12 protein-coding genes are annotated in these 12,136 nt (G+C 72.3%); 5 read left to right on the forward strand and 7 right to left on the reverse strand.

Annotation, left to right across the window (positions count from 1 at the left end; translation table 11 throughout):
* Positions 1-2: 2 nt before the first annotated feature.
* The gene (locus ASC99_RS13650; protein WP_057231682.1) at positions 3-662 is read right to left on the reverse strand and encodes an HAD family phosphatase; all 660 of its coding nucleotides are present in this window, start codon (positions 660-662) and stop codon (positions 3-5) included.
* Positions 663-684: 22 nt separating this feature from the next.
* Complete coding sequence (gene proC / locus ASC99_RS13655) at positions 685-1,497, reverse strand: pyrroline-5-carboxylate reductase (protein WP_057231684.1); 813 nt, start codon at positions 1,495-1,497, stop codon at positions 685-687.
* A gap of 202 nt (positions 1,498-1,699) precedes the next feature.
* Here proC and ASC99_RS41705 point away from each other — a divergent pair, with 202 nt between their 5' ends.
* The 4 genes from ASC99_RS41705 (at position 1,700) to ASC99_RS36685 (ending at position 5,606) form a co-directional block, all read left to right on the forward strand.
* The gene (locus ASC99_RS41705) at positions 1,700-3,268 is read left to right on the forward strand and encodes a PHB depolymerase family esterase (protein WP_057231686.1); all 1,569 of its coding nucleotides are present in this window, start codon (positions 1,700-1,702) and stop codon (positions 3,266-3,268) included.
* Positions 3,269-3,404: 136 nt separating this feature from the next.
* Positions 3,405-3,839, forward strand: coding sequence for a hypothetical protein (locus tag ASC99_RS13665; protein WP_057231687.1), 435 nt, complete (start codon positions 3,405-3,407; stop codon positions 3,837-3,839).
* A 113-nt stretch (positions 3,840-3,952) separates the two neighbouring features.
* Entirely contained in the window at positions 3,953-5,158 is a 1,206-nt protein-coding gene (locus ASC99_RS13670; RefSeq protein ID WP_057231689.1) for a hypothetical protein, read from the forward strand.
* 46 nt (positions 5,159-5,204) lie between these two features.
* Entirely contained in the window at positions 5,205-5,606 is a 402-nt protein-coding gene (locus tag ASC99_RS36685) for a hypothetical protein (RefSeq protein WP_063857068.1), read from the forward strand.
* 24 nt (positions 5,607-5,630) lie between these two features.
* Here the strand turns inward: ASC99_RS36685 and ASC99_RS13680 are convergent, their stop codons facing one another.
* The 5 genes from ASC99_RS13680 to ASC99_RS13700 all read right to left on the reverse strand — a co-directional run bounded on the left by ASC99_RS13680 (position 5,631) and on the right by ASC99_RS13700 (position 11,237).
* Positions 5,631-6,152 (reverse strand): hypothetical protein, encoded by a 522-nt coding sequence (locus ASC99_RS13680; RefSeq protein ID WP_057231691.1) that lies wholly within the window; start codon positions 6,150-6,152, stop codon positions 5,631-5,633.
* 82 nt (positions 6,153-6,234) lie between these two features.
* The gene (ilvD, locus tag ASC99_RS13685) at positions 6,235-8,079 is read right to left on the reverse strand and encodes a dihydroxy-acid dehydratase (RefSeq protein ID WP_057231692.1); all 1,845 of its coding nucleotides are present in this window, start codon (positions 8,077-8,079) and stop codon (positions 6,235-6,237) included.
* Between the two features lie 121 nt (positions 8,080-8,200).
* A complete protein-coding gene (locus tag ASC99_RS13690) occupies positions 8,201-8,965 on the reverse strand; it encodes a class I SAM-dependent methyltransferase (protein ID WP_057231694.1) in 765 nt (254 codons plus the stop codon).
* A gap of 20 nt (positions 8,966-8,985) precedes the next feature.
* On the reverse strand, positions 8,986-9,783 hold the full coding sequence (locus tag ASC99_RS13695; protein WP_057232158.1) for a sugar phosphate isomerase/epimerase: 798 nt from the start codon (positions 9,781-9,783) through the stop codon (positions 8,986-8,988).
* A 497-nt stretch (positions 9,784-10,280) separates the two neighbouring features.
* The gene (locus ASC99_RS13700; RefSeq protein WP_057231696.1) at positions 10,281-11,237 is read right to left on the reverse strand and encodes a Ppx/GppA phosphatase family protein; all 957 of its coding nucleotides are present in this window, start codon (positions 11,235-11,237) and stop codon (positions 10,281-10,283) included.
* 129 nt (positions 11,238-11,366) lie between these two features.
* On the opposite strand from ASC99_RS13700, the gene ASC99_RS13705 reads away from it, so the two are divergent.
* Complete coding sequence (locus ASC99_RS13705) at positions 11,367-12,119, forward strand: alpha/beta fold hydrolase (protein ID WP_057231698.1); 753 nt, start codon at positions 11,367-11,369, stop codon at positions 12,117-12,119.
* Positions 12,120-12,136 lie beyond the last annotated feature (17 nt).

The raw sequence follows: 12,136 nt of genomic DNA on the forward strand, positions 1-12,136 counted from the left end.
GGTCAGTCCGGCAGCCCCAGCAGGCCCGGTACCTCGGCGAGCGCCGTGATCAGCCCGGTGGCCCCCGCGCCGGTGAGCTTGGCGGGGTCGGTCAGCGCGGCGTAGCCGTACACGTCCATCCCGGCCGCCCTGGCCGCGAGCACGCCGTTGCGGCTGTCCTCCAGCACCAGGCAGGCACCGGGCTCGACACCCATGGTGCGGGCCGCGTGCAGGAACAGGTCCGGTGCGGGCTTGCCGATGCCGACGTCCTGGGCGCTGAAGATCCGCTGCTCGGGGTGGTGGCCGCGCAGGCCGGTGAGGTCCAGCGCGGTCCTGATCCACTCGTGGTGCGCGGAGGAGGCCAGGCAGTACCGGACGCCGTGCTGCTGAAGGGTCTTCAGCAGCTGCTCCGCGCCCCGGACGGCGACGAGTTCACGCTCGAAGGCGGCGAACACCCGGGCGTGGAACAGCTCGTCGAACCCCTCCGGCAGGGTGGCCCCGTACCGCTCGCCGATCACGTCGTGCACGGTGTGCGCGGCGCAGCCCATGTAGTCCCGGTAGGAGTCCTCGACCGTGGTCGGGTACCCGAGCTCGGTCAGGTACTCGGCCAGCACCCGGTTGGAGATCGGCTCGCTGTCCACCAGCACGCCGTCGTTGTCGAAGATCACCAAGTCGTAGCTCACCCGGGCGAGCCTACTGCGGGCGTCACTTCCCGCCGGAGGCCAACTCCTGCGAGCGGTTCCGGGCCGCCTCCAGCGCGCCGAGCAGCGCGGCCCGCACCCCGTGGACCTCCAGCTCGCGGATGGCCGCGATGGTGGTGCCGGCCGGGGAGGTGACCGCCTCGCGCAGCTTGACCGGGTGCTCGCCCGAGTCGCGCAGCATCACCGAGGCACCGATCGCCGACTGCACGATCAGGTCGTGCGCCACCTGCCGGGGCAGGCCGAGCAGGATGCCCGCGTCGGTCATCGCCTCGACCAGGAAGTAGAAGTACGCCGGGCCCGAACCGGACAGCGCGGTGGCCGCGTCCTGCTGGGACTCCGGTAGCCGCAGCGCCTTGCCGACCGAGCGGAAGATCTCCTCGGCCCGCACCAGGTGCCGCTCCTCGGCGTGCGAGCCGCCGGAGATCACGCTCATCCCCTCGTCCACCAGCACCGGGGTGTTGGGCATCACCCGGACCACCGGCGTACCGGCGGCGAGCCGGGCCTCGAACCAGCGGGTCGGCACACCGGCGGCGGCCGAGATCACCAGCCGGTCCGGGCTGACGTGCGGGGAGAGCTCCTCCAGCAGGGTGCCCATGTCCTGCGGCTTGACCGCCAGGATCAGGGTGTCGGCCAGCTTGGCCGCCTCCGCGTTGGTCACTGCGGTGACGCCGTACTTCTCCGCCAACTCGGCGGCCCGCTCCGGACGGCGCGCGGTGACCAGCACGTCGGCCGGGTCGGTGCCCGCCCGCAGCAGGCCGGAGAGCAGCGCCTCCCCGATCTTGCCGGTACCGAGGAAGGCGATCTTCTGTCCGGACATGGCCGCTCCTTACGTACGTGTGCGGCCATCCTCGCACCCGACCGGGTGCCGCCGGGGCGACGTCCCACGGTGTGGGCAATGTGCGTGACCGATACCCGGCAGGCGGGGCGGTGTTCGTCCGGACCGTGCCCGGCCGGTTCCGCTCCGCCGTACCGTCGCGGCACCCCACCCAAGGCTTCACCCCCACCCAGGAGCCGACACCATGCATGTACGTCCCTTCCCCCGGTTCTGCTGGGCCGCGCTGACCCTGCTCGCCGTACTGGCCGGGCTGCTCGGCCTCCAGCCCGGCCGGGCCACCGCCGCCGCCGCCGCGCTCACCCAGGTCACCGGCTTCGGCTCGAACCCGGGCAACCTGCTGATGTACCGCTACGTCCCGACCGGGCTGGCGAGCGGCCGCCCGCTGGTGGTCGCGCTGCACGGCTGCACCCAGTCCGCCGCCGCCTTCGACGAGGAGACCGGCTGGACCAGGTGGGCCGAGCAGTGGGGCTTCGCGCTGCTGCTGCCGCAGCAGCAGTCCGCCAACAACTCCTCGTCCTGCTTCAACTGGTACCAGTCCGGGGACTTCTCCCGGGACCAGGGCGAGGCGCTGTCGATCCGTCAGATGATCGACCGGACCAGGGCCGACCTCGACACCGACGCCGCCCGGGTGTACGTCACCGGGCTCTCGGCCGGCGGCGCGATGACCGCCGCCCTGCTGGCCGACTACCCCGACGTGTTCGCGGGCGGCGGTGTGGTCGCCGGGCTGCCCGCGCGGTGCGCCACCAGCCAGACCCAGGCCAGCGTCGACTGCATGACCACCGGCCGCAACCTCACCCCGCAGCAGTGGGGCGACCTGGTCCGCGGCTCCGCCCCGTCCTGGACCGGTCGCTGGCCCAAGGTGTCGATCTGGCACGGCAGTTCGGACTACGTGGTGAAGTCCACCAACCTCACCGAGCTGATGGAGCAGTGGACGGACGCCAACGGGATCGGCCAGACCCCGACGGTGAGCGACACCGTCGGCGGCTACCCGCACGCCGTGTACGCGGACGCCGACGGGCAGGCCAGGGTGGAGACCTACTCGCTCACCGGCATGGGCCACGGCCAGCCGGTCGACCCGGGCAGCGGCGCCGAACAGTGCGGTGTCGCCGGGGCGTACCTGCTGGACGTCAACATCTGCGCCTCCTACCGGATCGGCAAGTTCTGGGGCCTGGACGGTAGTTCGCCCACGCCTACGCCCTCCCCGTCGCCCACGGGTGGCACCGGCACGCTGACCCTGACCGACGACACCTCCCGGGACGGCTACGTGAAGGCCAACGCGGACGGCTCCGCCCCCGCCGTCGGCACCCTCGCGGGCTCCCTCGGTCTCGCCGTCGGCCGGGGCACCGACGGCAAGCAGAACCGTTCGCTGCTCTCCTTCGACACCACCGCCCTCCCCGCCGGCGCCGTGGTCACCGCCGCCCGGCTCACCGTCTCGTACGGCAGCGGCAGCGGAAACCCCTGGGGCGAGGGCCAGTTGACGGTCGACACCCGAAGCGGCTGCTTCGGCGCAGCCTGCACCACCGGCACCGACGACTACACGGCCCCCGCCGACGCCCCTGCCGTGGCCACCCTGGCCGCCTTCAGCAGCGGCACCCGGGTCTCCACCGACTTCACCGCCGCCGGCCTCGCCGCCATCACCCCGGGCGGCACCGTCCAGCTCCGCCTCGGCTTCGACCACGCCCTGGCCTCGACCGGCTACCTCTTCCTCCAGCGCGGCGCGAACGCCGTTCTCACCCTCGAGTACCGACGCTGACCCCGTCCGGCCCGGCCCGGGGCTCACCTGGCCGGGCCGGATAGGCCCGCGGCACCCCGTAGGGGGAAAGTCCGGGGCTACCCCTATGGCTTCCGGGCTCCGGGCGGAGCACCGTGGAGGTATGGGACACGGAGATTTGTCGCGTAGTGAGAACCGGCAGCTGGCGGTCGCCTCGGCGGGCCTGGGGCCGTGGCGGACGGCGGCCGGGGTCGGGGTGCTGGTCGGTGGGGCCGCCCTCGGGGTGGATGTGGTGACGGGGCACTGGTCCCTGGACATCCTGGCCGGGCCGGTCGGGCTCGGGTTGTTCTTCTTCTTCCTGGTCGGCACGGTCGGCGGCAAGCTCCGCCGGGACACCGCCGACCGGCGCCTGCACCGCTGGGCGAGCGAGCACCCGTGGCGCTCGGCCCTGCCGGCGGCGGGTGCGCTCTGGGGGCTGAACGCCCTGTCGATGATGCTGCTCGGCGGGTCCGGGCTGTTCGCCGCGCTGTTCGGCTCGCTGGTGCCCGCCGGGGTGCTGCTGCTGATCGCGGGTGTGGTCGGATCGGTGAAGAAGGCCCGGAAGCAGGACTGACACCGGGTCACCACTGGACGAAACGCGTCGTACCGGTACGGAACACCCACCCAGGGTGGCAAACCCCCGACCCGGTGCGGGTGTTGTGATGGGCTGATCTACATACTGTCCACGTGCCGACCGCCGAAGACCCACAACAGCGCCCCACCGACGACCCGTTCGAGGGGCTCGTCCTGGACGAGGATTTCATCCGGGCCGCCGAGACGAAGGAGCAGTCCGGCCGGACCCGGATGCTCGCCGCCCGCTGGAAGGACACGCCCCCGGTCGACCCGGGCGGTCGACGCTCCGTCAACGACGGGCCGAAGCCGAAGCGGCGGTTCGGCCGGAAGCCGAAGCCGGTCGACCCCTGGGGCAACGTCCGGCGGCCGAAGCGGAACTGGCAGGCCCCGGTCTTCGTCCTGCTCGCGGTCGGGGTGGCGCTCGCCGCACTGAACATCGAGGACCTGCGCAACTGGAACGCCGCCCGGCGCGGTACGGACTCGGCCGACGCCGCACCCCGTACCGTCCCGACCGTCGGCCCGGAGACCGCCAAGCCCTCCGCCGCACCGCCGCCGGTGGACGACCAGCAGCCGACGGTGGCCCGCCCGTGGGCCGGTTCGCCCGCCGAGGGGTGGCCCGCCGGGCCGGACGCGATCGTGCTGCCTCAGGCCACCGCCGTCGGTGTCTTCGACGAGGAGCAGGTGGCCGCCCAGCTCAAGCTGGTCAAGGACTTCCTGGTGGCCGCCAACCTCGACCCGGCGGTGATCGCGGCGGGCCGACCCGAAGCGGCCCTCACCCTGCTGGACCGTCAGGCGCGGGAGCAGGCGGTGACCGCGCTGGACCACCCTTCGGCCGAGCTGGAGGGGACCTGGATGTTCAGCCGCTTCAACCTGAGGGACGCGATCCCGGCCACGGACACGGTCAAGGTGCAGGGCCGGACGAGCTTCGAGGGCGACGGCGAGAAGGGTGTGCTGGTTCACACCGACTACACCTTCGTCTACGCCCTGCGGCCGGGCAGCGGAGCTGCCCCGGTAGCCGGTGCCACGGCGGCCCCCACCACCTGGACCGCCCGCACCGTAGTGCGGCGGGTGATCACCTTCCGGTTCTACAACCCCAAGACCTACAAGGTGGACCCGAAGAAGATCAGCTTCGAGAAGACCGAGAGCTCCGCGGGCAACAGTGCATGCAACATCGACGACGGCTTCTACCACCCGCAGTTCGACCAGCTCGCGTTCGGCTCCTCGCCCGAGCCGTTGCAGACCGGGCCGACCACCGACCCGTACGACCGCAGCGGGGCACTCCGCACGACGGGCGGCTGCGGGACGGTCAGCCGGAGTTGATCGGAAACCAGCGGCCCCCGGGCGGCTCGCGAGGCATACTGACGACGTGCCGATAGCCGAGGAGCCGGAGCAGCGTCCGGCCGAGCAGCCCGACCCGTTCGAGGGGCTGGTGCTGGACGAGGAGTTCGTCCGGTCCGCCACCGTCAAGGAGCAGTCCGGGCGTACCCGGATGCTCGCCGCGCGGTGGAAGCACCAGCCGCCGGTCGACCCGGGCGGCCGACGCTCCGTCAACGACGGGCCCAAGCGGAGCCGGACCCGTGGCGGCGGCAGCAAGGCGTGGCAGACCTGGCTGATCGTGCTGGCGATGATCGCGATCGTGCTGTTCAGCCTCCAGGTCGCCACCGACACGGTCGGCGACCAGCCGCGCCCGGCGCCGAGCAGCCCGGCCGTACAGCCCAGCGCGGATGCCACGCCCAGGGCGGCGACCGAGGTGCCCAGGCCGGTCTGACGTCGGCTCGGTCGATCAGACGGCTCAGCGGCGCTTCTTGGCCCGCTTCGGATTTCCGCTGCGGGCCGTGCGACCGTTCTGCCGGCGCTCGAAGTCGAGCACGGCCCGGTCGTACCCGGCCCGCTTGACCGCCTCGCCCGGAGCCTCGGTGAGGCTGCGCAGGAAGTACGCGATCAGGGCGCCGGCGAAGCCGATCAGCCAGACCGCACCGAGCGACTTCTCCTCGGTCATCCAGCCGGTCAGGGCGGGCTTGCCCTCGCTCAGCAGCTTCCACATCCGCAGGCCGGAGAGCAGCGAGCAGAGAGCGATCGCGGCGACCAGCAGCCCGTAGACGAAGCCGCCGGCCTCGGAGTCCCGGACGCCCTCGACCGCGAAGCGCAGCAGCAGCAGTCCGGCGGCCACCGCCACCAGCGCGCCGAGCGGCACCACGACCCGGCGGGCCCAGTAGCCGCTGCCGCGCTCCGCCCAGCTGGTGCCGAACCAGCGGATCGGCTCCGGCTCGGGGGCACCGGCGGGCTTGGCCTGGGGGTTCTGCTGCTCGTCCACGAGGTCGATTATGGCCCGGCCACCCCCTCGAACGACGAAGGCGGCCGCCTCCCCAGCAGGGAGACGGCCGCCTGACCAGGCGTCAGCCCAGCTTGCTCACGTCGCGCACCGCGCCCTTGTCGGCGGAGGTGGCCATCGCCGCGTACGCCTTCAGCGCCGCGCTGACCGGGCGGACCCGGTCCTTCGGGCGGTAGCCCGTACCGGCCTCCAGCTTGAGGCGGCGCTCGTGCAGCTCCTCGAAGGAGACCTTCAGCTCGACCGAGCGGTTCGGGATGTCGATGGCGATGACGTCGCCGTCCTCGACCAGCGCGATGGTGCCGCCGGAGGCCGCCTCGGGCGAGGCGTGACCGATCGACAGGCCGGAGGTGCCGCCGGAGAACCGGCCGTCGGTGATCAGGGCGCAGGCCTTGCCCAGGCCCCGGCCCTTGAGGAACGAGGTCGGGTAGAGCATCTCCTGCATACCGGGGCCGCCCTTGGGGCCCTCGTAGCGGATGACGACGACGTCGCCCTCCTTGATCCGCTTGGTGAGGATCGCGTCCACCGCGTCCTCCTGCGACTCCAGCACCACCGCGGGGCCGCTGAAGGTCCAGATCGACTCGTCGACACCGGCGGTCTTCACCACGCAGCCGTCCTCGGCCAGGTTGCCGTACAGCACGGCGAGCCCGCCCTCGGTGGAGTACGCGTGCTCGATGCTGCGGATGCAGCCGTTCGCCGCGTCGGTGTCCAGGGTGTCCCAGCGCTCCGACTGCGAGAAGGCGGTGGCGGAGCGGACGCAGCCGGGGGCCGCGTGGAACAGCTCGACGGCCGTCTCGGTGGCGGCGCCGCCCCGGATGTCCCAGTCCTTGAACCACTGCTCCATCGAGGTGGAGTGCACGGTGGTGACGTCCTCGTTGAGCAGGCCGCCCCGGTACAGCTCGCCCAGGATGGCGGGGATGCCGCCGGCCCGGTGCACGTCCTCCATGTAGTACTTGCCGTTCGGCGCGACCTTGGACAGGCAGGGCACCTTGCGCGAGATCGCGTCGATGTCCCGCATGTCGAACTCGATCTCCGCCTCCTGGGCGGCGGCCAGCAGGTGCAGGATCGTGTTGGTCGAGCCGCCCATCGCGATGTCCAGCGCCATCGCGTTCTCGAACGCGGCGCGGGAGGCGACCGAGCGCGGCAGGACGGAGTAGTCGTCCTGCTCGTAGTGGCGCTTGGTGATGTCGACGATGGTCCGGCCGGCGTCCTCGTACAGCGCCTTGCGGGCGGTGTGGGTGGCCAGCACCGAGCCGTTGCCCGGCAGGGCCAGGCCGATCGCCTCGGCCAGACAGTTCATCGAGTTGGCGGTGAACATGCCCGAGCAGGACCCGCAGGTCGGGCAGGCGTTCTCCTCGATGATCGCGATGTCCGCGTCCGAGACGTTCTCGTTGACGGCGTCCGAGATCGCGTTCACCAGGTCGAGCTTGCGGACCGTGCCGTCCACCAGGACGGCCTGACCGGCCTCCATCGGGCCGCCGGAGACGAAGACGGTCGGGATGTTGAGGCGCAGTGCGGCCATCAGCATGCCGGGGGTGATCTTGTCGCAGTTGGAGATGCAGATCAGCGCGTCCGCGCAGTGCGCACTCACCATGTACTCGACCGAGTCGGCGATCAGGTCGCGCGAGGGCAGGGAGTAGAGCATGCCGTGGTGGCCCATCGCGATGCCGTCGTCCACCGCGATGGTGTTGAACTCGCGCGGGATACCGCCCGCTGCCTGGATCGCCTCGGAGACGATCCGGCCGACCGGCTGCAGGTGGGTGTGCCCGGGCACGAACTCGGTGAAGGAGTTGGCCACCGCGATGATCGGCTTGCCGAAGTCCTCGCGGGCTACGCCGGCGGCCCGGAGAAGCGCCCGGGCGCCTGCCATGTTGCGACCGTGGGTGACCGTACGGGACTTCAGCTCGGGCACTGTGTCCACTCCTTCTCAGGCGCGTTCGCGGCCCTGCTGAAGGTGGGAGGGTGCAGGGTCGCCGTGGCTTTCGAGCCTACGCCCCTGGTACCAGCGGACGGACACGTTGTCCGCCATCCGGTCACCCCTTGGTGAGCACCGTGAGGTCCAGCACGTACGGCTCGGTGACCAGCCCGTCCGGGAATGCCGCCAGCAGCTCGGCCCGCTCCACCTCGAGCAGCGGCTCCCGCCGCTCCGGCGGCAGCACCGCGACGTAGGAGCGCGAGCGCAGGTCGGTGATCACCGCGTCCACCGTGATCACCCGCTCCCAAAGCAGCACCGCCCGGCCGACGGTGCCGCCGTACGGGGCGAACACCTCGGCGATCTCGTTGACCGCGCCGTACCCGTGGTAGCCCTCGGGGATGCCGGCGGCCAGCCGCTCACCCATCGCCTTCACCCACGGAGCCTGCTGGTCCTTGACGTTCCACCAGGTGGCCAGCGAGCCGCCGGGGCGGAGCACCCGCAGGGCCTCCGGGATCGAGCGGTCCGGGTCGGTCCAGTGGAACGCCTGGGCGTACGTGACCAGGTCGGCGGTGGCGTCGTGGAACGGCAGTTCGTCGCCGGTGCCCTTGACCAGCGGCAGCTCCGGGCTGACGGCGCGCAGCTGGGCGGCCATCCCGGCGCTGGGCTCGACGGCGGTGACCCTGGCGCCCCGGGCGGCCAGCAGGCGGGTGGCGATGCCGGTGCCCGCGCCGACGTCCAGCACCTCGGCGCCCTTGAGCGGACGGCCGGTCAGCCGCTCCAGCTCGTCGAAGAGCTCGGCGGGGTAGGACGGGCGTCCGGCCTCGTACTCGGCGGCCACCGCGCCGAAGGAGTTCGCGTGGTCCTGCCGCTGATAGCTCGTCATACCGCCACCGTAGTCCGCCCTTACCTGGCCACGGTGGCCAGGTGCAGCCGGGTGAAGGCCAATGCCTCGGCCAGATCGGCCTCGCGTTCGGCGGGCGAGAGCGCGCGGCGGGTGTTGACCTCCAGCACCACGTGGCCGGTGAAACCGGTCCTGGCCAGGCGCTCCAGCAGGGCGGCGCAGGGCTGGGTGCCCCGGCCGGGGATCAGGTGCTCGTCCTTGCCCGAGCCCGCACCGTCGGCGAGGTGGACGTGGGCCAGCCGGTCGCCCATCCGGTCCACCATCTCGAAGGCGTCGATCCGCGAGGTGGAGACGTGCGAGAGGTCGATGGTGAAGTGCCGGTACGCCTCCTCGGTGACGTCCCAGCCGGGTGCGTACGCCAGCATCTCGCGGTCCCGGTAGCGCCACGGGTACATGTTCTCCACCGCGAACCGGACGTGGGTCTCGCCCGCCATCCGGTTGATGCCCTCGACGAACTCCCGGGCGTACTGCCGCTGCCAGCGGAACGGCGGGTGCACCACCACGGTGTCCGCGCCGAGCTTCTCGGCGGCGGCCCTGGCCCGGACCAGCTTGGTCCACGGGTCGGTGGTCCAGACCCGCTGGGTGATCAGCAGACAGGGCGCGTGCACCGCCAGGATCGGCATCCGGTGCGCGTCCGAGAGCCGGCGGAGCGCCTCGACGTCCTGGCTGACCGGGTCGTTCCAGACCATCACCTCGACGCCGTCGTAGCCGAGCTTGGCGGCCAGCTCGAAGGCGGTCACGGTGTTCTCGGGGTAGACCGAGGCGGTGGAGAGCACCACCTTGGTGTCCGGTACGTGCAGACCGTCGCCGTGCGGCGGCAGCACCAGCCGGTCGGTGGTGCGCAGCAGCGGGGCCCGGCGGGCCGGCTTCTTCGCGGCCCGGACCGCCTTCACCGCCTGGGTGGCCAGCGCGAGCTGCGACTGCTTGGCGGGGGCGGCGGGCTTGGCTGCGGTGGCCTTGCCGCTGGTGGGCTTGCTCCCGGTGGACTTGCTGCTGCCGGTCTTGCGGTCCGTGGCCTTGCCACTCTTGGCCGCTCTGGCCGGCTTCGCGGCCTTCGCCGCCTTGGCGGCCCGCTCCCCCAGGGTCCGCCGGCCGTCCCCGTCCGGGATCCGCTCGGCCGCGGCCTTGGCGCGGCGCGGCCGAGCCGGCCGCGGCTGCCGGGCAGGGTCACCGGCCGCGCGGCCCGCCCGCGTTCCGTCCTCGTCCGCTGGTTCCGCCACGGGGAACAGCGTATGCGGCCGCGCGCGGTATTGGTGTGCGCCAGTGCCGCGGCAGACCTTGCCGGGCGTGGCACTGGTCACCCGGTCAGCGCGGCCCGCCGGTCGGCGGGGCTGTCCATGGTGTCCAGCCGGCGCAGGATGATGCCCTCGCGGAGCGCCCACGGCGCGATGTCCAGCTCGTCGAGGCCGAACAGGTCCATCGCCGCGTCGGCCACCAGTGCGCCCGCCAGCAGCTGCCGGGCCCGGCCCTCGGAGACGCCGGGGATCTGCGCCCGCTCGGCCACCGTCATACCGGTCAGCCGGGGCACCCAGGCGGCCAGGCCGGCCCGGGTGAGCTTGCGGACCGCCAGCGGGCCCGCGTCGGCGGGAGCGGCGCCGGTCATCCGGGCCAGCTGCTTGAAGGTCTTGGAGGTACCGACCGCGTGGTCCGGCACACCGCGCCGGGCGAACTCGCCGACCACCTGCGCGATTTCGGCTCTGATGTAGCGTCGCAGCTCCCGGACGTCGTCCGGGTCCGCCATCTCCCCGGGCAGCCGGGCGGTCAGCCGGCCCGCGCCGAGCGGCAGCGAACAGACCACGTCGGGCTGCTCGTCCAGGCCGGCCGCCAGCTCCAGCGAGCCGCCGCCGATGTCCAGGTCGAGGATGCGCCCCGCCGACCAGCCGTACCAGCGGCGGACCGCCAGGAAGGTCAGCCGGGCCTCGTCCTGCCCGGACAGCACCCGCAGTTCGACCCCGGTCTCCTCGGTCACCCGGCGGATCACCGCCTCGCCGTTGGCCGCCTCCCGGACGGCGGAGGTGGCGAACGGCAGCAGGTCGACCACACCCTTGTCCTCGGCCACCCGGAGCGAGGACGCCACCATGCCGACCAGCTTGTCGACGCCGACCTCGGTGATCGCCCCGTCCTCGTCCAGCAGCTCGGCGAGCCGCAGCTCCGCCTTGTGCGAGTACGCGGGCAGCGGGGCAGCACCGGGGTGCGCGTCCACCACGAGGAAGTGGACGGTGTTGGAACCTACGTCGAGTACACCGAGTCGCATAACGGGTCACGCTACGCGATCCGGCCCCGGAGGTGGCCGGATAACACCACTCCGTCCCGGCCCGTGGAGGCATCAGCCCGGGGGCCCTGGGTAGCCCTACAGCACCAACTCGGTTTTAGGGAGCAAGATATGACGATCACTCACCGTCTGGTCGGCGAAGGCGCACAACGGGTCATCGTGCTGCACGACTGGTTCGGCACCAGTGCCGGCTGGGGGCCGTTCCTCGACTACCTGGACGGCGAGACCTTCAGCTATGCCTTCCTGGACTACCGGGGCTACGGCGAGCGGGCCGACGTCCCGGGCGAGTACACCCTGGCCGAGATCGCCGGGGACGCCCTCGCGCTGGCCGACCAACTGGGCTGGGACCGCTTCTCGCTGGTCGGCCACTCGATGGGCGGCAAGGCGGCCCAGCAAGTGCTGGCCCTGGCCCCCGACCGGGTGCAGCGGCTGGCCGGGCTCACCCCCGTACCGGCCGGGGCGTACCCGCTGGACGACGCCTTCGACCTGTTCCACGGCGCCGCCGCGCACCCCGCGAACCGCCGCGCCATCCTCGACCTGGTCACCGGCAACCGGGCCACCGGGGTCTGGCTGGACCGGATGACCGCCCAGTCGGTGAACGGCTCCCGGCCGGAGGCCTTCGCCTCCTACCTGAACGACTGGACCACCGTCGACCTCGCCCCCAAGGTCACCGGACTTCCGCTCCCGGCCCGGGTCTTCGTCGGCGAGTACGACCCGGCCCTGAACCCGGAGCTGTACGCCGCGACCTGGCTCACCCACTACCCGAACGGGGACCTCGAGATGCTGCCCAACTCGGGGCACTACCCGATGTACGAGATCCCGGTCGCGCTGGCCACCACGCTGGAGAGCTTCCTCCGAGGGTGAGTTGCACTGTCCAGGGG

Origin of the sequence: Kitasatospora sp. Root107 (assembly GCF_001424875.1) — a bacterium.
Classification (GTDB): Bacteria; Actinomycetota; Actinomycetes; order Streptomycetales; family Streptomycetaceae; genus Kitasatospora.